This window comes from Pseudoalteromonas prydzensis, assembly GCF_011050055.1.
Taxonomy (GTDB): Bacteria; Pseudomonadota; Gammaproteobacteria; order Enterobacterales; family Alteromonadaceae; genus Pseudoalteromonas; species Pseudoalteromonas prydzensis_A.
In genome coordinates this window covers 17,794-38,982 of sequence record NZ_DRGM01000048.1, presented here as the reverse complement: position 1 = coordinate 38,982, position 21,189 = coordinate 17,794, and the positions used below count along the sequence as shown (strand labels likewise).

Genomic DNA, 21,189 nt, shown 5'->3' with positions numbered 1-21,189 from the left:
GAGTAATTATGAACGGTATTACAGGTTTATTTTTTGAAAATACGTTTTAAGTTTTAAAAGCCCCGACTCAAGTTCAAATTTTTGTATTTTAGGATTTTTGAATTTAAACCCATTAGAAATATGAGTATTAATCATCGTCGCCATACCCTCAAACCCAGCTGGCGCAGTGGCAACTAAATCGCTCAGTAAAGGTTTTATAAGCACTTGATGCTCTTCTATTAAAGTTGGGTCTTCGTAAATATCGTAAACAAGGTTAGTTAGTGTTTGTTGGTTTTGTTGTTCCATATCATTTCTATAGCGCTTTAGTTTAGGCGTTTATAGCTCCCTTTATATTTATAGGTAAATACATTTAAAGTTTAATTTTCAGCTAACGAGGCTTTGGCTTGCTTTTGTATATATTTAGCGCGATGCACCCAATCAGCTCTATTTGCATAATTTATAACGTAATCAGTATGGGTAATCACTTTATTCCACATACCAAGTCTTTGGTAAATAGTGGATAGTTCAAAATGTGCCGAAACAGTTTGAAAGTTTATTTCATTATCATGCAGTAAATACAATTCATATAATCGTGCAGATTCTCTTAAATCCTTTTTTACGAAGTGGCCACTTCGGTATATCCAAGCAAGTTTTTTTAAAGCACTATACTCGTTATTTGCAATACGAGAATTAAGTTCCTCCAAATAACGATTACCATCTCCGGTGTGCACACCTATGTAATACAAAGCCTCCCAATCTCCAAGACTATAAGCTTTTTCACACCATGCTTCTAATTGTTCAGGTGCATGCATTAAGCTTTTTTGGCATTGCTTTGCGGCTTTTTCTACAGTTAGGTTAGGGGAGTTAATATCTATATTAGGAAAAAGCGATGCTCTCGAAACAGAAGAAAATACAACACCCCACGTAAAGATAATTAATGATATTATTTTTACCATTGTAGTGAACCATCACTATTTACACGTTTTTCAGGTATATGCACTTGAAAGGATTTAACAGATGATTCGTACGGGTAGCCTTCTCGATAAAAATAAAGCTCTTTTAGGGATTTATCCTGATTTGAGTCACCTGAGCAACGTCTATCACTTATGCAACTTAACCCTCCAATAAAGTCGATAAAGCGTACATTGAAAATATTGTGATCTTTAAGAAATACATCAACACCAGGCTGGTCTGCTGCATTTAATACAGCATGAAAGCGATGCATAAAAGCAACAACTCTATTCTGACTTGAACGGTTTAATATAGTAGCTAAATTAACTGCCCAAAGTGCGTTTCTATAAGTATGAGTATCAAAGCAGTCGCCTCCTATACCCTTATCCGAAGAACATACACTATCCATTATATCCATTGTTTCGACTAACACGTCGAGCGCGACTATTTTCATTCCAATATCGCGCGCAGCCTTAACAAGTTCACCATAAGCATGAGGTGTTAAATAGCCATGGGTCCAATATTTATTAAAATACTGCTGTATAACATTAAAGCCTTTACCTGTGCGTTGATAAAAGTCTATTTTTTCCTGCATAGCTCTTGGTAGCATTTCGATTGCAAAATGCGTGAAACCAGCAGCTTTTAGCTGTTTGATTGCCTTTATTGCTTCATACTTATATCCGGCAGTGCTATGGCTTGATTCACCAAGCATCACTAAGCGTGCATTACTGGCCATTGTTTTATAATTTACATCCGTGTTTATTTTATTCACTGTATTTCCTTATGTTTAATAACTTCGAAGAGCTTTTAAACTAGATATTTTACATTTACTAACTGTTACTCGTTTATTAAAAAATGGCTCAGTAGTTACCTGAGCCTTAATTTAATTACTAACCAAGTGCGATATGAGGTGAAACTTTTACCGCAGCAATTACTAGTGTTTTAAGTTTTTCTAACATCCAAGTTAAAGCTTTTTTTACACCTGCATAAGTTATATCAACGGCAACAAATGGCTTTCCTACAAAGTTAAGTATATGCCCAATTAGCCCTTTACTATCCTCAGCAAACTTAATCGACATTTGAGAAATCTCTACAATTGACCGAGCTAATAAGTCATAAATAGTTAAAACACCTGATGTGCCTATTTGACCCATAATACTTGCTAACTTACCGCTCTCACGTAATAAAGTGATAAGGGCACTTGTGATTTTTTCAGACCAATGTGCATTAAAAGAAGCATGATGGCGGTTATAGTACTTCAGACGTGTCATCGTTAAGTTAGATATCGAGCCTTTCTGCATACTTTTATAGTCAGGGTAACTAGCTGCAGTATTAATATAACCAGGTGCATTACCTGCCATTTTATGCGCCGCCCCCGTTAATGAAACACACGTACTTAGCCTATATTCGTTCCCCGCATGTACAAACGGCCAAACAGGAACCATAGCTACAGGGTCGCTACGATGAACAGCCCTATAAATGCCATCTAATCTTGTTTCTGTTTTAATTGCAAAAGGGTTAAGACCCACCCTTGGAGATCCAAAAGTATAAAGTTTTACAGGCACCTTATATTGAGCTTTAATCCAATTTGCTGCTAACGTTGCTAAAGCACCACCAAGGCTATGGCCAATACAGTGAACAGGGCGCCCACCTGCCTTACTCAATATTGCTGCTAGTTGCGGTTTAATAGTTTCAAAAGTACGATTAAATCCAGAATGTACCGGAGCTAAATTTGGGCCAACGGTAACACCACAGTGTAAATCTGTTAACGCATCAGCAAGCCCAGCAGTACCCCGTATTGCTATAACAATCTCGCCCGCATGGTTACCGGTACCTTTGCCTACACCAAAAAAGCCAAAACCAGTAGATTGGTTCAATACATGCTCTGCTGTTGTGCCACTTACACCTGTTAGTGTTGATGTTTTTGAATCAAATGCAAAGTGCTTACTAATGATTGGGTTCGACTTTATTTTTTTTGACTGATCACCAGCCGCCGAAACCGCAATGCTTTTGTACGCAAAATCAGCCAGCTGTGCCGCTATGCTAGGAGATAAAATTTTCATGTAAAATCCTTTTATTATTTAAAATCTTTAAAGTAATCCGTATCGTCGTCTTCAGTTTCATAGATTTCAAAGTCACTTTCCCATCTACAAATAGTCGAGCCATAAAAATCTAAATTTTCATGAGCATGGTTAGGAAATATAAAATCCACATTAGGTGATACTAAATCAGCGTTTAGACTGCTTAGCTTTTGCTTATACTCATCGGGTTCATCAATACCACGTAGCTCACTATTCCAAAGCTCATATTCTTCACCGCCATGAACTGCAGTAATAAGTTGATAAGTAACTTCATGGGAGAACATATCACCGGGTATTTTTGACTCAACAACAACTTCTGGCATATTAAAGGTGCCATCGGAAGCTGTAATGACCTGATCTTCTTTTTCAATTTTATGTGCAAATTTGAGGCTGCGATTAATTAAAACACCTTCAACAGGGTTGCCGTTTAAAGTAATAATCCCTTTCACTTCAGAGCACATGTGTACGTCATATTTTTTTATTAAACCAAACATAGTGGTTTGAGCCTCCTTACCTATATTTCTAATTATTTAAAATAAGTTCCATTAATTAAAAAACGAGGAAGTGAATCACTTTCAACCGTTACCTCATTACCCATATCGTGCCACATGCATGCCATACCTAACAATTGTAGGGGCAAGAATGAATCTACAGGGGCATGATCTGGACCCGCCTCATTAATGTGGTAGCGTTCTTGCGCTTGCAGGTTTTTAGCCAGTGCTTCATTAAAATTACAACCAATATCAAAAGTTGCTGGCATTAATGCACCAAAAGTTTCTAAATATCCCATACCTATATATATTGACCAGTCATCTCCATCTGAAAGTAACTCTTCCATTGTATTATTTAACAACATAGGAAAATCAGGGAGACGATTATGGTAAGCTTGAAATACTTCAACCACACTGTATAAAACAGGATCAGCTTGTGTAGCACTTTGTTTCATAGTTTCTATAGGAAAATTTGCCAAGCTATCCATACTTTTAGTATCGCGAGTAATCACCGCTAAAAAATAGGCATCAATCCATTCTGATGGAGCTGCATAACCAGCTTCTAACATACCTTTACCATTCCACGTTACTTCAGGTAAATTATATATTTTAAAGGTTTGCTCTTGCTCTGGCTGCTCTGCAAGTTTGAGGAACGCTGCGTACATCTTAGACGCATAACGTAGCCCTGTTGCTGACTCTTTTTCTATCTCGGGAGTTTGAACTTCCCAAGTAAGCCAGCTGGATATATTAATATAAAGCTCAGAGAACCTTATTAAGTTACCTTTTTTCTTAATCAGATTTTCTGAAATCTTTTTTCTTCTTTTCTGTAGAGGTTCTAACCATTCATCTACAGACACTTGTTTTAAATTAGGCTTATATGCTCTTTCAATTTTCATTTATTAACCTACTAATTATAATAATTCGATATCAAACTCTGAAATTTCCACTTCACCAACTATAGAACCACCGTCAGTTTTAGTAATAGGAGTTTTAATATGTAAATATTTTATGTTGTCGCTCTCTATAGCTACTTCGATTGCATTAGCCGCTTTCTTATCTGTTGTATTTGGTGAAGCTTTAGCCATGTTTTTAGTAATGGCTTCTGCATACTTCGTTGTGCCTTGCTGATAATATTCTTTACCAATTTTCATTTTACCTAATGGGCTACTGCCCCCCTTGGCTTCAACAATAATGACATCACCATCAGCATTTTTATAAACCATATCAAAGTTACCCTTTACCGATGTAGAACTATCTAAGCTCGTTGGGTGAATACGAGTATAACCAGGGTATTGTATTTTAATCGCTGCATCAGCAGCCTTTTCACCAATTTTGGCTGATTCATTGTTAATTTTTGGTATTTGGTCGTTATAACGTTTTGTTTCTTCTGGTGAAGTTTTTGCCTTATGCTTATCTCGCTCGAGCATTTCCGCATCACGAGTATCCACATTCTCTTTCAACATTACAGGAAGAGAAGAAACAGTCCGTTTACTGCCTGCCTTTTTAGTTGCTTTGTTGAGTTTTAACTCATTCTCAGTCAACGTTCCTGTTTCACGAGACCATTCTTCATTTACCACTTTGCCATCAATAACATGCCCACCAACAAACTGTTCAATGCTCATCGTAGTTTCAATCACTTTATCGCCTACTTCTCGTGTTAAAGTAATTTTACCGTTATCAACATCCATAGATTCGATACTGTATTCATGCTCTAATCTGTTTTCACCATTAGGTCTTGTTACTTTAATATTACCCGTTCTGGCATCTGCTGGAGAACTGTCTTCAGCAATTTTTAATATTTTGGCTTTTGTTGCTGGGTCAACGATGTCGCCTATCATCTTAGAAAGCTTTTTCACACCCTCTTTACACAACAACCCCATTGGATCAACCCAGTTAACCGGGTTTGGTGCATATTGATAATGGTTAATTCCACCCACAAGGCCAATCGGATCTTGGTTTATAAAGCGTTGTTGTTTGGGGCTGTAGTAGCGGTAGCGGTTGTAATGCAGGCCGCTCTCTTCGTCTAAATACTGCCCTTGAAAACGTATTGGCTGAGTGAAGCTGCTTTCTTTATTAAAGTCAGACTCGGCTTCTGGCTCCTCATAGCCATACACATCGGCTTGGTTTTCCCATACGACTTCTGCTTTGTTGTTGGTTACAAAACGCGGGGTGTTAAGCTGGTCTAAGTGGTAGTAATACACCTCACCTTGTTTAATCAGCGCGACAGGGTGAAATTGGTTTGGCAGGTTGATATACCACGTATATTCACCGTGCTGGCATTCGCCGATTAACTGGTCGTTATCCCAAATGTAGTCAATTTTACCGTGCTCGGTGTGCTTGGCGATACGACGACCTAATGGGTCGTAGTCGTATTGCGTGAGCGTGCCGTTATTATTAAAACAGCTTAGCTGGTTAAACGCGTTGTACTCCCGACGGGTTTTTATGCCTTTGCCGGTTTCGCGTATTTGGTTACCAAACTCGTCGTAGTAAAAGTCGCTATCGCCAAATTGTGTTAGGCGGTCTGTGTCGGTGGCACTGTTTATTGTGGTGTTGTTAGTATTTTCATTGTTTGCTACTGAGTCAGCGTTGCTACTATTTTTACTACTACTTTCACTACTATTTGGCGCTAACTCATTGTATTCGCTATGCGTGGCGCGTGTTAAATCAATAGAAGAGCTGGCTGTATGCTCGTTACTGGCTGTATCATGTTTTATACCCTGCTCGCCGTTAGCTGTATCGCTAGTTTCTTTATCACACGGGCTTGTATCTTTAGTGTCTGCATCGCTTGTGTTTGATTTTACTGTTTGGCTTTGCGGGTTACCAAAGCTATCCCACTGGTAGTGTGTGGTTGTATCAGCACGTGAGCTTGCCAGTGTTTGTTGTATTAACAGCCCTAGGCTGTTGTATTCAAAATTGATGTTTTGGCTGCTTACGCCTTCGTTTTTACGGGCTATAAGCTGATTTACACTGTCGTAGTTGTACGTACAGGTATCAAATAATGTTTGTGCTGGGTGCGTGAGCTGTTGCTGCATTAAACGGTTGAATACATCAAACTGTTGAGTAAGGGTTATGCTGTTACCAAACTGTTGGGCTTTAATATTACCTTGGCTGTCGTAGCTTAATGTTACAAGCGGCTTTGCAAGTTCTACCTCTTTGCTGTTGGTTTGCAGTAAGTTAATGCCACTTAGCTGGCCAAACTGGTTGTAGCTGTATTTAAGCGTGGTTGAGTCTGGCAGCGTAAGCGTTTGCCTTCTGCCGTACTCGTCGTAACTGTATTTTAAGGTATGCGCTTGTTGCTGGTTATTAACTTGCTCGGCGCACAGTAGCCTGCCGCCTTTATCAAACGTTTGTTTAAGTGTTGATTGCGCATTATGTGCGCGCGCTATTCTACCTTGCTTTGTGTAGCTGTAGTAATTGGCGTTATTAATTATATGTGAGTCGCTTGCAAGGCTTGCATGCTGCGCAGTTACACGGCCAAGGCTGTCGCGCTCTATTTTTACATGGCGTTTGTTGCTTTGCGTTACTGAAGCTAAGCGGTTACAGGCATCGTATTTATATTGCTGTAGCGTGCCATCAAACCCGGTTATTTGTGTTGGGTTTTCGTTCGCGTCGTAACTTATCCGGTATACATGGCCGTCGCTTCGCTCTATGGCTGTTAAGTTCCGCTCTTTGTCGTATGTTAAATGCAGTGCGCTGCCATCGGGCTGAATAACACAATGCGGTTGGCTTAGCCCTTCAAAATGTTGCTCTGTGGTATCGCCTTTGCTGTTTTGCGAGCTAATTAATCGCCCTGCTTCGTCGTAGCTAAAATATTGATGCTGTTTATTTTCAGGCTCGTTTTCATCAAAGGCAATGGTTTGTGTAAGCTGGCCGTGCTCATTGTATTTATATTGAGTGAGTAAGCCTGCGTTATTAAGTGTGGCATTTACGCGGCCTAAGCTGTCGTAGCTGTAACGTATTAGCTCATCGTTATGGTGCTTAGCTAACAGCTCGCCTTGCTCGTTCCAAATAAACTTGGTGATTTGGCCGTTTTTATTAATATGCTGGGTTAACTGGCCGAGCTTATCGTAGCTGTATAACGTAGTGCGGCCGTCACCAAAGGTTTCGCTTTGTAATAAGCCAGCCACACTGTATTTACGCGTAATGGTTTGGCCATCAGGTAAGGTAGTTAATACACGTTGCCCAAGTTGGTTGTAAGCAAAATGGGTTTGGCTACCATCTGGCTGCATTATTGTTTCTAATTGGCCGAAAGGTGTGTAGCTATAGCGCGTTATGCTGCTATCGGGCTTTATTTCACTGAGCTTTTGGCCTTGTGCATTGTATGTATATTGCCAAACATTGCCGTTAGGGTCGGTATGTTTTACCAATTTACCTTGTGCGTTATGTACAAAGTGCTCTTTGTGGCCTCGAGAGTCTATACAGGTTGTTTCACCGCGCTCAAGGTTGTATTCAAACTGGTAGGTATAGGTGTTGTTATCGCCCCACTGCTTTATACATTTAGCGCTAGATGAGTAGCTATCCCACTCAAAATGATGGCTAAAGCCACTGGCTCGGGTACGCTTTGTTAATAAATTAGCGGCGTTGTAGGCGTAACGTTCAGTTTCGTTTTGCTGATTAGTAGACTCAACAAGATTTTTGTTTTCGTCGTACTCATAGCTTGCAAGCAATGGCGATAGCAATTGCTGTTTGTTGTTTTTATCGGTGCAATACGCTGCTATTTTGCTTAATAAACCTTGCGCGTTGTAGCTAATTATACAGCCACGTACTTTGTTTACTTCTATACGGTGTAGGCGCTCTTTTGCATCGTAATAAAACGCGATGCTTTGGCCTTTTTCGTTAATTATTTTTTCAAGCAACCACGCGCTTTCACCTGGTTTAAAGGTAAGGTGTTGGTCATCTGGCGTTACAAGTACTTGCTTACCATTTGTTTGGTAATGTAGCGCAAGGTTACTACTTAACTGATAGCTCGATTGGCCAGGCTTTACCTTTTCAAATTTATGTTTAGCGCCGTGCTCGTCTTGGTACTCTAACCAGTAAGTCCCTTTTTGCTTAGGGCCCACTTTTGGCGGTGGCAAGTAATGCTCTGTAAGGCTTGCCATAAAGTCATGGCGCCAACCATTACCCATTGTTGTACACACATCAGCATGAGATGAGCGATACAAACGTCGCCACACTAATTGCCGACTCCCTGCTAGGGTAAAGTCGATGAGCGGGAGAATTTCTTCGCCCGACAGCATTGATACCGGATCTGAACGGCACTCTTGATTTGTAATGGGCTCTTCGCTTGCGGTGTTATTACTTGCACCGCCAGTGTTTTTAGCGGGTGCTTGCGATGCGCTTTTCCCTGATGCTGTTGAGCTTGATTTTTTGCTCGACTTTTTGCCAGCTGCTCCACTATTGGTGTTATCACTAACTTGAATAGATGGCTTTGCTTTTTGGTGATAACACGTTACAGCGCCAGCTATTAAAGCTTGGGTAAGTGCACTTGCGGTTTCGCGGGCAGAGGCGCTGCGTGGGCAGCTAACGCCAGCGCTATTTAATAAGTTAATTACGTCGAGGCGTTTGGCAGCATCGCCAGTTAGCGCACCACCAATTTCAGCTATTTGCTGTTTAGCACTTTGTGCCGTGTTTGCTACTGCAGGTGCATAGCCAGAGGGCGTTTGGCCTTTACCAGCAACGAGGCAAATGGGGTAACTTGTTCCTTGTAAAACAACTGTATTACTTTGCATTAGTTGTGTACTTCCTCACTTATCCATAAGTATGATGCTGCGGCCTGGTATTTTGATTGTTCTTGAGAAATCACTAACGCGTGTTTAAAGTGATTTACAATAGCCGGGCTTGAGGTCAATTGATATAAATTGACGAGTCCTTCAAGCGCACCAATTTTACCTAATTTGTAATTAGGTAATTCATAATGTGTATGCTCACTAATTAAATTACTGAGCAATTGTAAATTTGTTAACCACACATCGCTTTCGTGGTTTACGCCATTACCTGGCGCACATATAAAATCTATTTGTTTTTTACTATTAAGCGCAATGTTAGAAAAAATCCCACTTAATTGGTTATGTTTTATAAAATCTACAGATGGAGCCAGTTCGTGGCTTTGTTGCATCCAACCAGTTTTAACCGCTGTAACAGTTGCAAATGCACCTCCAACACCTTGATAAGTATATTCACCGTTTATATTTACTTTGTATGTTGCATCTACTGCAAGTACGTTAACCTTTTTCCACTGATTTTTTTGCACAAGTTCAATCATTGCATTAGCGCCTGTAGCACCATAAAACAAAATATGACTTACATGCTGTGGAAATAACTGTTTTAAACTATTTGCCAAAAGTTGCTTAAGCTCGCCTTGGTATTCAAGCGCAGGAAGCAACCAAACTAAAGGCGCTTGTAAGTCTTCAACTTTTGCAAATAATTCTTTTGCTTTTAATATGCAATCGTAAATGCATGCATTCCACGATTGCCATTCTTTAAACTCATTTGATGCAGACTCTTCGCCGTATAAAAGCTCATCTATGTCTTGTGAAAATGGCGCTAAAAAACACCCCATATTAATATTAAAAGCACTCACAACACGGCCTCCGCAGCTAACTTTTTAGCAGTAGCGTGTTGGTAGTAGTTATATAAGTTAAATACAGCTTGGCTATAGCTATCCATAGCAGACATTTCTATCGCATTTAACTTAATATTTAATGCCTTTCCAGCTATTAAGCGCAAAGGTGAAAGCTCACTTTCGTACTTTGGCCAGTTAGTTTGTAACTGGCGCTTAAATTCACTGCACGATAGCGCATCACCTTGCCACGCATGTAATTGCGTCTCAAAACTCACCAATAAATCAAGCTTATCGCCAAGCAAGCGTCTTATTAAAGCAATAATGGTATGTGGTTCTTCAACTTTATTTAAAAAAGTATTAGCTAATGGAATTAATTTTGCAAAGCTACTTTGCAGTAATACCTGCATGGTTTGGTCAACCGTTAAAATGTTGCTTGCATGGTTGCCAACTACATTCACCTGTTCCCAACTGAGTGATAATAAAAAAAGCGACATTAACGGAGAATTAATAAGCCCAGCATTGCATAAGTGTTTAAACGTATTTATTACTTCGGTATTTTTGGCTTGGCTACTTATTAATAAATTTTGCTCCAACGCTGGCTGTAAATGCTCAAGTGACTCTTTGTCAGTGGTTAATGCAAAGCACAAAGTTTTTAAGTCAATATAAGCGATTAAATTCAAGCTATGCTGTTGTAACAAAACTTTATAAATAATTAATTTAGTTAGGCTATGTAAGGTAGGCTCGTTCATTAAAGCGTTAATAAACGCTAAGTTAATGTTTTGAGGCAAATTAGCCATTACCTCAACGCATGCTTGTGCAGCGGAATCAATATTGGGGTCACTTTGTAAAAAAGTGATTAATTGCACTAGATCTGGCTGGCTAAATTTTTGTGTTACGTTATTTTTTTTAGCCGTTAACCAACATGCTTCTAATAGCTTTGTTTTAAGCGTTTTAATAAAACCTACGCATGTAAAAGGGCAATATTGTGCTTCACTAATTGCTAGCAGTTGCGCTTTATGATTACTTAGGTATGTAGATAGCAAGGTTAGCCACCTATTAATACTGTAGGGTTGCCAACAACAATTTTACCGCCATGGGAGCTGTCATCACCCATTCTAGCTGCAGGCTTACCGTTAATTTTAACCGAGCCAGAACCCGATTTAATACTATCTGGTGGGCCAATACACACCATCATGTCGCCTTTACGCGCAGCGGGCATACCACCAATTAACACATTAGTTGAGCCAATAACTACAGGGCCGCCTACATGCGGCACTGTGCCGGTTGTTTTAGGGCACACATGCATGTGACCAATTGTAGCTGCGGGCTTACCCATAAAGACTCCTTGTCTGTTTATATTTTTATAATAAACTAATCAAATAAAGGGATTATTAATAACTTACTGTGCGCCACTAAAAGCGATAAACACTCTATTAATTCACTTTGAGAGTAATCTGAAAGTGCAACTGGGCTTTGCATAGCATATTGATATAATCCCGACACAATATCTTCACTATTTAATGCTGGGTGTAAATTATTTAAAAACTGGCTAGCGTAATAACCATTCATTGCTTTTAAGTGACTCAATGCTGGATTTAGCAATGGATCGTCGGGTCTATTAATTGGTAAGCATATTAAATATGCCAACCCATAACGGCAATATACAACATATCCGTTATTATTAATCCCGTTTCTTAGCCCTGTGTAATAACTGTTTATTATTTCCATATTTGCACTAATTTAATTTAATTATTCCGGCTGATAAAGTTATAGCACTGCCGTCAACTTTAACATTACTACCTTTAATATCTATATTAGTACCTTCGATAGTTATATTACCACTACTGCTCATTTTAATTTGTGCTGAACCTGTTTTAATAATAATTTCATCACCAGCTTCTATATTTAATGTTTTACCAACTTTTAAAGTATCGTTGTCGCCCATTTCGGCAATACGATTTTTAGCAACTTTAAGGCTGTCGTTGTTAGCAATATCTACTTTTCTGTCGTTGCCAATCTCAACATTATGGTCATTGTCTGTTTTGTCATTTTGATCGTTTTTAACGTATAGCTGTTTGTCTTTTTCTGCCTGAATATATAAAAGCTCGCTGCCTTTTTTATCTTCAAATCTAAGCTCGTTAAAATTATCAGCCCCGCCTTCTTTTGTAGAGCGGGTTTTTATACCGCTTTGTGTCTTTTCAGCAGGCAATGCGTACGGAGGCATTAAGTCTGCGTTATACACTGCCCCACTTATTATGGGTTGATCAGGGTCGCCATTTATAAAATCAACCAAGACTTCTTGGCCAACTCGTGGGAAGAAAAAAGCGCCCCATTTTTTACCTGCCCAATTTTGCGATACGCGGATCCAACATGAGCTTTTTGAATCTTTTTTACCTTCACGATCCCAATCAAACTGTACTTTTACGCGTCCAAATTGGTCAATCATTATTTCATCGGCGCTATCACCGGTTACAATGGCTGTTTGCACACCGTTAATTACAGGTTTTTTCTTATTAATTTGGGCTCTGTAAGGAATTTCTTTTGGTACACATTCAAAGTGGTTTGAATAAACTTCTTCTAGCGATGACTGCTGCGAACCTGATTGGTTGGGTACTGTAATTGAAGTCATCATAGAGGTAATAACAAATGTTTTACCTTCAAGACGTGGGTCTTCGTGCTTTTTAAAACTAAATAATTTACCAACCGTAAATGAGCGACAGTCACTGCGGCCACTCGAAAGCTTCATGTCTCTTTGTAGTGATTCTAATTGTACTGACGCTAAATTAGCAGCACGCGGGTGGCACTCTTGCTCGCCCGTGTATTCAAAAATCTCAGAGACCGACTGCGTAGGAAGTTCAGGGTTTGCTTGCTCGCCATCAGGATATCGAGATGGCTGTTTAAAATCATAACCAACACGCTTGAAGCTACCTGGGGCTATACTTAAACCACCTTGCCAACGCGACACATGCGATTCGCTTAAGTGACCAGTTGAAAATACAACCTTACCTTCACCACACACCTCATAGGCTGTTATATCATCAGCTAAAACAAGCGTATGGCTACTGTTTGAGTGTTCAAAAAAGTAAAAAATACCTTCTTGTTGAAATAGGCGCTGAATAAAATCAAAATCGGACTCTTGGTACTGAACGCAATATTCGTACTTAGGATAGGTCTTACTTGTTTTATCGCTAAAGGCAACATTGTGTTGGCCAAATAAATCAGCAAATATTTCTTTAATTGTTTTCTTTTGAAAGATGCGGCTGTTTTTACGGTTGCGCATAGAAGCTGCAAAAGGAACTATGGTGGCTTGATAGTCGATATAGTTCTTTTGTTCGTCTACATCTGCTGTACGGCTTCCGTTTGAAACCAAGTGACTGACTATGCCGTGGTAGTAACGCTCACCACCGCCATCTGCATTCTTTACTTTAATAGATACAGGTTTACCAACTAAATCTTCGTGTGCTATTTGTTTTCCAATGGTGTACATATTGGCAGACATAACAAATAAATCAGACATTGCCTCCTGGGCAACAAAACGAGTTAAATAGAGGGCATCTTTACCAGCAGGGGTGCTTATTTGAATTACGTTTTTATCTTGTGTTGCTTTTTGCATTCCTTGCTTTTCCCGTCCTAAAGATCAAAAAAAGCTCTGAGCAATGCCCAGAGCCATTATGAAGGTAACAAATATTACATTTGTTGACCTTTAACACCGCTGTAACCGTATACAAGTGGAGCAGTAATGTTATTTTTGTCGTCTGTTGGAGTAACAGTCATCATCATTTCTGTGTAGCTGATAGTGATTGTTTCGATCGGACGATCGTTTTGTACTGATACTGAGTAGCTAGAAATCATTGCATCTGTAAGTTCGATTTTCATGATTTCTTCAACTTTATCACCTTGTTTAGTGATATGGAAAACAGCTGGTAAACCTTTACCGATTGTCGCTTCTTTGAAAAGATCCGGAGATGCTTTATCTTGAAGTTTAGTGATTGTTACATCGCCTAAACGAGTAGAGCTTGACTCACGGTCCATCGCTGTACCAGTAGCTGAGCTAATTTCACGACTTACATTCCAATCAAGAGATAAAACTGTAATTAAATCTTTGAAAGACTCAGCAGTAGTTTCGCCTTTGATTGAACCGTATTTTAAATATGTATTTGCTTGCATTCGATAATGCTCCTTTTTATTAAACAATGTTATCCATTAATACTGGATTCTTTACTTTGGTTTATACCAAAATTCCTTTGAAACCATTATCTTTAATACAGCAATGAAAAGGCCTTCTGATTCCTTTCCTTAGATGAAGACAATGTCTCAAAAATTCCATGTAGTGATATCAGGCACCAAAATTATAATGCCCTCAAACTAAAGAAACAACCTTAATAACAAGTTATTTCAAATTAACTTTAATTAATCTTTAATTCAGCTCTAGTTCAAATTCATTATCTTTTATTAATAACGATATACTATTAATTTCTTTGTCTTCAATCATGCTAGAAAGTAAAACTTCAGACAATAATGGCAGCACTCTGTTTTGCAGTATAGTGTGAATATTACGTGCGCCTGAGCCTGCATTTTGACAATTAGCAATAATATACTCAATTACATCATTATTATAAGTTAGCTCTGCATTGTAGTGCTTTTTAACTCGTTTAATTATTTTGTTTATTTGAATAGCTGCAATTTCAGTAAGAATATCATCACTTAACGGTATATAAGGTATTACATTAATACGCCCTAAAAACGCAGGTTTAAATGACGCGAGTAAATCATCTTGTAATGCCTTTAATAAACCCTTAATACTCGGTTTACTTTCTTCGTCTTCAAATAAACTCATTGTGGTGTCTGTACCCACGTTTGAGGTCATAATTATAATTGTATTCTTAAAATCGATATCGCGGCCTTCACCGTCTTTAATTGTACCTTTATCAAACACTTGATAGAAAATATCTTGCACACCGGGATGGGCTTTTTCCATTTCATCTAAAAGTACAACACTGTATGGTTTTCTTCTTACCGCTTCGGTTAATATGCCACCTTCACCGTAACCTACGTATCCTGGGGGTGAGCCAAGTAATAAAGACACTTTATGTTCTTCTTTGAACTCAGACATATTAATTACGGTAACGTTGTCTTCACTGCCATATACTTCTTGAGCAAGTGATAGAGCTGTTTCGGTTTTACCTACACCGCTCGGCCCAGCTAACATAAATATACCATTAGGGCGGCTTTCATCTGCTAGCTGAGCACGCGATGTTTGAACAACTTTAGCTATTAAATCAAGAGAATGGTCTTGCCCTACAACGCGTTGCTTCATTTGTGTGGCTAAATTTAAAATCCCATGAATTTCATCTTCATGCATTTTACCAACAGGAATACCCGTCCAATCTGAAATAACTTGTGCAATTAGCTCCTCGTTGACTTGCCAATGCACCATATTATGTTCAAAAGCGGCTAGTTTTTCTTTACTAGCTCTAAGCTTATTGAGTACTTCTTGAGATGACTCTTCATCTTGTGAGTTAATAAGCTCTAACGCTTGATTAAGCTCAGCGACTATTTCTTTTTCAGTTTTAAATTGCGCTTTTAAAGGCTCTAATTGCTCTTCAATTGTAATAAGCTCTGCTTTTAAAGTGTCTAACTGCTCTGCGTGATCTAAACCTGTTTTTTGTTCTCTATTAAGCATTTTTACTTGTGTTTCTATTTCGCTTAAGCGATTTACAAGCTGCTCAATAGTATTTGGAGTAGATGCTTGGCTCATTGCAACACGTGCACAAGCTGTATCTAATAGCGCCACAGCTTTGTCTGGCAATTGTCTAGCCGTAATATAACGATGAGATAAATGCACTGCGCCTTCAAGTGCTTGCTCAGAGATAAACACCTTGTGATGCTTTTCCATTACCGGCACTAAGCCACGTAACATAGCTACGGCTTTTTCGGGCGTTGGCTCTTCAACTTTTACAACTTGGAATCGGCGCGTTAATGCAGCGTCTTTCTCAAAAAACTTTTTGTATTCAGCCCAAGTAGTCGCCGCTATTGTGCGTAATTCACCACGTGCTAAAGCGGGCTTTAATAGGTTTGCCGCATCATTTTGACCCGCTGCACCACCGCTACCAATCATGGTATGTGCTTCATCAATAAACAAAACAACCGGATTTACCGCATTTTTTACTTCGTTGATAAGCGATTTGAGGCGATTTTCGAATTCACCTTTCATACCCGCACCAGCTTGTAGTAGTGCTAAATCTAAACTGTGAATTTTTACATTTTGTAATACAGCCGGTACATCTTTTTGAGCAATTCTTAACGCGAGCCCTTCAACAACTGCTGTTTTACCTACACCTGCTTCACCAGTTAAAATTGGGTTGTTTTGACGACGCCTTGTTAAAATGTCAACCATTTGGCGAATTTCGAAGTCACGACCTAGAATAGGGTCGATTTTTCCAGCGAGTGCTTGGGCAGTTAAATCAACAGTGAATTGATCTAAGCTTGGGGTTTTAGAGCCAGCATTTGCCTGAGTCGACGCATTTTGTACTGAATGGTTACGCTCTTGAGATTGCGCAACGATTTCAGGCCATGCATGAAGCAATTGACCTGGTTCTATTTTATTAAATAACTTACTACAACGTGTTACTAAGCTGGATAATGTATCGTCTTTGGTAAGGGTATAAATAACATATGCACTACGAATTTGATTATCTGTAAACTCAATACTAGTACTTAACCATGATTGCTTGAGGAGACTGGTTACATGCACTGACAAACTAGGAGATGACTCACTACCCGTTTTAAACGACTCTAATGATTGATTTAAATCCTGCTGAACTTTATCAATATCTATATCGAATGAGCCAAAAATCAGTCTAACGTCATCTAGTTGCTGCTCAATCATTGAAAGTAGCCAATGCTCAAGTTCAACCGTGAAATGACTGCGGCTATTACATATAGCAACAGCACCTTCTAGGCTTTTTCTGCAATCAGGACTCAGTTTTTCAACTAGTTTATTCAGTGTCATCGAAGACATACTTTTTTCCTTTTAATTTTAATTATCCCTTAAACGATAACTTAGTAGGGTTAGATTTTAATTTGTTATCTTGTACAGATAAGAAGCTATTGGCACCTAACTGACACTCATTTTTTGAAAGTTTAGCGGCACCTAAATTTTGAAAATTTGACTCAATGACTAAGCGAAAGTTAATGGCATTTCCAACATAGTCTTTTGTTATTTTATTCGCGATTTCGAAAAGCGGACCTTTGGGCAAAAGTTGTTTTGCTTTATCTGGATCATCTGATTTTATGTGAATTTCGATATTAGAAGATACGTCCCATACTTTATTTCCAATCATGGTATCAACGCCTAAACGGGCGTGCTGGCCTTCATATAATGCTTGGCTTGCTAAACGGGTTTGTTCTTGCTCTTTTAGCTCGTGCCATTGGCCAACCATTTGTTTAATTGATACTTCACAGCCTAAGTATGACGAAAGTACATTTTTTAAATCAAATGCATTTCTAATTTTACGGCTATATAAACCCGAAAAATGCAGTTGGTGTTCGTTGTAACCACCACTTAATAGACCCAGTATTTGTGTATAAGGATCTCTGTTTCTATCTTTATTTACGTGATTAAGCGATGGTTTATATTTTTTCCAAGCACGGTAATACAGTGAGATTAAACGATGATTAAACATGTCGTAAAAGTCACGCATGGTTGTATCTTTATAGCGCAAACGCTGCATCACGAGTTCGCTATAAAACTGGGGTAAAGCGCCTGAACAACCCGTTAGCCCCATAAAAGAAACCTGCATATTTACTTTATGCATACCGTCTTCGAAACCTATTTCTTCTAATTTGGTAATTGCATTACCTGGATAGCCAAACTTTTGGGTAGCTGTAAACTTAATCAACTCTTGCTTTGGATTACTGTCGTAACCGACATGTCGATAATCTAAGCCGCGCTTTTTGAGCTGATTTTCAATTATGAAAACAGCTTTATAAAAATCAATTTGAGAAGCTTGTGAGATTATTTGCTTAATCATAATAATGGACTGTCACCCACTCTTGCAGGCCATTGAAAATAAATTTGTTCTTGCTCTTTAAGCCTTAAGCTTAAACGTGTGTAGCTATTTATTGCTGCAAATTGAGCAAAAAAGTGATCAAGTATTGATGCAAAGAAAAACATCCCGCTGCCAGAAAAATCATCGTTAGCAAATGTAATTTCTATTTCGCTGCCTGTGGCAAAGCTTACTTTACCTTTTTGAATAACACGGGCTGTTGAGGGCTCTATTACCACTCTATAAATATTATCTATCATACCCTTAGTTTGTGGCGATGCTCTAAAATCGTATAAACGTAAAACTTCTTTAAGCTTATTACATGCGTCTTCACCACTAAAGGTATCAAGCGTTAAATGATTAACTAACTGCCACCGTGTTGCATCAGCTAATATAGGTCTCACTGCATGAGTAAATGGCGTTAAACATCTAATTTTTTTAATTACATCGCCGCGCTCAGGCATTAATAAACCAAGTTCATCATCACCAAATGGCATGCTTGCCGGTAGGTTACGATTACTACAATTTGCGCGCACAGTAAGTACAGAGTTTCCGTCACCATATTCCATAGCACTGTTTTCAAAAGTAGCATCAACTAGCGATAAAAATGTTTCGGTACCTGACTCTACATAACCGCCAGCCCAAGAGGCAGTTTCTCGACGAATATGCCAAAACAAATCATCATGTCCGTGATATTTAGGATGTGTTTGACCATAAAAAGGCGAAACAATTTGTTTATTGCCCTTATGGTCAAATGCAATAACTTCCGATATACCAATTACTTCTGATATTTCCGAGTCCATATAACGTGGTGTTAACTGATATTCATATTCACTGATCTCAGGTCGTATTGGCTCAAGCTCTTGTTCAAATAAGTTTATTATTGGTGTACAGCCTAATAAGAACATATCTTTATCTACTTGCTTTTCAAGCTCAGCAGATTCAGTATCTAGGTAAATATAAATACTACATTTATTAGATTGCTTAGGGAGTGATGAAAGAATGCCTTCAAGCTCAAAAAACCTAAACTTCTCAGGAAAAGTAAAGTTTTCGACGAGCAAACGATATCCGGCAGATGAGCGCTGCGAATAAGGGACCACTGCTTCGTTAGAATCAAAGCCCACTGCTTTTAATTGGCTTTTTGACAGATATCGAATACCTTCATCGCCATTGTTTATAGCAATACCAATACTATGTTTGAACAGTAGTTCGTAAACTTTAAGTGTATGATGCCATTGGCCATTTATAAAAATTCGTAATTTTTCAAGGCCAGTTTCTGCAAGCGAAACCCCTTTATACTCACCTGTTAATTCTATTTTGAAAATAGATTTTGCTTTTTCGTGCCAGCGAGGCTTGGGCGCTACAAATGGGCTATTATCAAATTGCACATTTGTTATTTCGACAGGCCAAAGGTAGGTTTCATAACACGTTTGAAATTTACATTGCTTCATTGAGTCAACGTTAGTTTCTACTTCACTTGCCTTTGGTATAACCACACCTGCCGTAGATAAGTTCTCAGCTTCGAGCTTAACAACTGACATTGATGGAATTGGCGCTTGGTAATCTGGTAGCATTTGCCCTAGCAAAGCATCCGTTAACTCCGGGAAACTATCGTCGAGCTTTTGCCTTATATTGGCAGTTAAAAATGCAAAAGATTCTATTAATCTTGAGACATGAGGGTCTTCAATATGATCTTCACTTAACTTTAAACGCCCTGCAACTTTTGGATATTTTTCAGCAAAGTCTTTACCTAGATGACGCACAAATGCTAATTCACGATTGTAATACTTCAATAACTCATCGTTCATAATGATGCCTCAATAATCTTCATACCCAAGTTCACGGGCTCTACTTCTGAATCAAAACTAATAAATTCTGGCTCAGGATCGGCGTATAAAAGCGCATTTATTCTTAAATTTAATACTCTATTTAAAGGTACTTCTTCGTCAGTGAACACTTCAACTTCAAGAAACCGTGGCTCAAATTTTAAAATTGTATTTCTGACGGTTTCGCACAGTAATGCGCGCCCTTCGTGAGAGCTTACAGACATACTCGAAAAGTCAGGTAAACCATAAGACAAACATGAAGTAGCCAGCTCGGTGTATTGAGTTGGCCATGTATGCCATTGAATTCGAGCATTTAGCAAAGCTTCTATATCTCTGCGCACGTTTTTTCTAAGCTCACTAATAGTGATGCCTTCGGTACGTGATGGCGCATCCTGGAAGTCGGGCTCATCGTCAATGAGCCTATCTATAATGGATGCTTGAAGCTGTTGTTTATGCTCTATCATGGTTGCTTAAGCTTAAATTATGCTGTTTCAAGTGAGCTTATTTTTAAATTTGGGATGGTGATAGCCTCATCATCAACAAACAGCATTTTCATGCCCTTACCTATAATAAATTCATCTTTTAACTCAACCCAGTCAGACACTTGACCTAGCTTTTCAAGCTCCGATTCAGAGTTAATATAAACAAGTGGTAAATGAGCTGTACCTGATGGACCATCTTTAATTGTAATTTCAACACGTAACCAAATACTTTCTAATAAAGATTCTACTGGCTCCATTTTTAACGATTCAATTTCGTTAAAGTTTGCTAGATAAAACTCACCATTAGTACCTAAAACCTCTAGGTACGGGCTTAAGCAATCATCGAGATCTCTTGTTGATGCCTCGTCTGTGCTAACTCTTAAAGACTCCATCTCTTGAGCTAACTGAGCTGCTTCGTCAGTTGAGCCTTCTAACAGAGCAACATGCATTTTCAAAAATAGTGTGTCTAACTCATTCGCATCATGAAATAACTTAGGAATGCCTTTACCTTGATAAAAATCTACACGAGATTGCTGAGCACGAATTAAGTGCCTTAAATTTACTGCACCTACTGCAAATTCTGGATTTTTTTGTACCATGAAATCTAGCTGTTTATCGGCTTTTTCAAGTTCACCATTTATGCAAAGTAATTCGGCGTAAATACTTCTGATATCAAAGTTTAATGGCTCATCTTGAAGCTCTGTAGCACAACAAGATAATGCATCAGTAAGTTTCCCCTCGCGAATTAAGCTATGTATTTTTTTCATGA

General features: G+C 38.7%; 18 protein-coding genes. All 18 read right to left on the bottom strand.

What is annotated here, in order from left to right:
- Positions 1–18: 18 nt before the first annotated feature.
- The 18 genes from ENH88_RS04315 to ENH88_RS04230 all read right to left on the bottom strand — a co-directional run bounded on the left by ENH88_RS04315 (position 19) and on the right by ENH88_RS04230 (position 21,187).
- Positions 19–285 carry a hypothetical protein gene (locus ENH88_RS04315; protein ID WP_197184755.1) on the bottom strand — a complete coding sequence of 89 codons (267 nt, stop codon included), beginning with the start codon at positions 283–285 and terminating at the stop codon, positions 19–21.
- A gap of 71 nt (positions 286–356) precedes the next feature.
- Complete coding sequence (locus tag ENH88_RS04310) at positions 357–935, bottom strand: hypothetical protein (protein WP_182716256.1); 579 nt, start codon at positions 933–935, stop codon at positions 357–359.
- Positions 929–1,702: a ChaN family lipoprotein gene (locus ENH88_RS04305; protein WP_304179888.1), complete on the bottom strand. Its 774-nt coding sequence runs from the start codon at positions 1,700–1,702 to the stop codon at positions 929–931. The genes ENH88_RS04310 and ENH88_RS04305 overlap by 7 nt, the downstream gene beginning before the upstream one ends.
- Positions 1,703–1,820: 118 nt before the next feature.
- Complete coding sequence (locus ENH88_RS04300; RefSeq protein WP_304179885.1) at positions 1,821–2,993, bottom strand: lipase family protein; 1,173 nt, start codon at positions 2,991–2,993, stop codon at positions 1,821–1,823.
- Between the two features lie 14 nt (positions 2,994–3,007).
- Entirely contained in the window at positions 3,008–3,505 is a 498-nt protein-coding gene (locus tag ENH88_RS04295; RefSeq protein ID WP_304179883.1) for a DUF6795 domain-containing protein, read from the bottom strand.
- Between the two features lie 32 nt (positions 3,506–3,537).
- The gene (locus tag ENH88_RS04290) at positions 3,538–4,398 is read right to left on the bottom strand and encodes an immunity 49 family protein (RefSeq protein ID WP_138586959.1); all 861 of its coding nucleotides are present in this window, start codon (positions 4,396–4,398) and stop codon (positions 3,538–3,540) included.
- A gap of 15 nt (positions 4,399–4,413) precedes the next feature.
- Positions 4,414–9,231, bottom strand: coding sequence for an RHS repeat-associated core domain-containing protein (locus ENH88_RS04285; RefSeq protein WP_304179874.1), 4,818 nt, complete (start codon positions 9,229–9,231; stop codon positions 4,414–4,416).
- A complete protein-coding gene (locus ENH88_RS04280) occupies positions 9,231–10,082 on the bottom strand; it encodes a hypothetical protein (RefSeq protein WP_165723398.1) in 852 nt (283 codons plus the stop codon). Before ENH88_RS04280 ends, ENH88_RS04285 begins: the two co-directional genes overlap by 1 nt.
- Positions 10,079–11,107, bottom strand: a complete 1,029-nt coding sequence (locus tag ENH88_RS04275) for a hypothetical protein (protein WP_165723399.1) — start codon at positions 11,105–11,107, stop codon at positions 10,079–10,081. Before ENH88_RS04275 ends, ENH88_RS04280 begins: the two co-directional genes overlap by 4 nt.
- Before the next feature lie 2 nt (positions 11,108–11,109).
- The gene (locus tag ENH88_RS04270) at positions 11,110–11,400 is read right to left on the bottom strand and encodes a PAAR domain-containing protein (RefSeq protein ID WP_024595244.1); all 291 of its coding nucleotides are present in this window, start codon (positions 11,398–11,400) and stop codon (positions 11,110–11,112) included.
- A 35-nt stretch (positions 11,401–11,435) separates the two neighbouring features.
- A complete protein-coding gene (locus tag ENH88_RS04265) occupies positions 11,436–11,792 on the bottom strand; it encodes a hypothetical protein (protein WP_024598499.1) in 357 nt (118 codons plus the stop codon).
- A gap of 7 nt (positions 11,793–11,799) precedes the next feature.
- Positions 11,800–13,677 (bottom strand): type VI secretion system Vgr family protein, encoded by a 1,878-nt coding sequence (locus tag ENH88_RS04260; RefSeq protein WP_024598498.1) that lies wholly within the window; start codon positions 13,675–13,677, stop codon positions 11,800–11,802.
- 74 nt (positions 13,678–13,751) lie between these two features.
- Positions 13,752–14,231 (bottom strand): Hcp family type VI secretion system effector, encoded by a 480-nt coding sequence (locus ENH88_RS04255; RefSeq protein WP_024594574.1) that lies wholly within the window; start codon positions 14,229–14,231, stop codon positions 13,752–13,754.
- 250 nt (positions 14,232–14,481) lie between these two features.
- Positions 14,482–17,085: a type VI secretion system ATPase TssH gene (gene tssH, locus ENH88_RS04250; RefSeq protein WP_197184748.1), complete on the bottom strand. Its 2,604-nt coding sequence runs from the start codon at positions 17,083–17,085 to the stop codon at positions 14,482–14,484.
- Positions 17,086–17,107: 22 nt separating this feature from the next.
- Entirely contained in the window at positions 17,108–18,097 is a 990-nt protein-coding gene (gene tssG / locus ENH88_RS04245) for a type VI secretion system baseplate subunit TssG (protein ID WP_197184747.1), read from the bottom strand.
- On the bottom strand, positions 18,094–19,920 hold the full coding sequence (gene tssF / locus ENH88_RS04240; RefSeq protein WP_304179849.1) for a type VI secretion system baseplate subunit TssF: 1,827 nt from the start codon (positions 19,918–19,920) through the stop codon (positions 18,094–18,096). Before tssF ends, tssG begins: the two co-directional genes overlap by 4 nt.
- A complete protein-coding gene (gene tssE / locus ENH88_RS04235; RefSeq protein ID WP_024594570.1) occupies positions 19,917–20,402 on the bottom strand; it encodes a type VI secretion system baseplate subunit TssE in 486 nt (161 codons plus the stop codon). The genes tssF and tssE overlap by 4 nt, the downstream gene beginning before the upstream one ends.
- 17 nt (positions 20,403–20,419) lie before the next feature.
- Positions 20,420–21,187 (bottom strand): type VI secretion system accessory protein TagJ, encoded by a 768-nt coding sequence (locus tag ENH88_RS04230; protein WP_024598494.1) that lies wholly within the window; start codon positions 21,185–21,187, stop codon positions 20,420–20,422.
- Positions 21,188–21,189 lie beyond the last annotated feature (2 nt).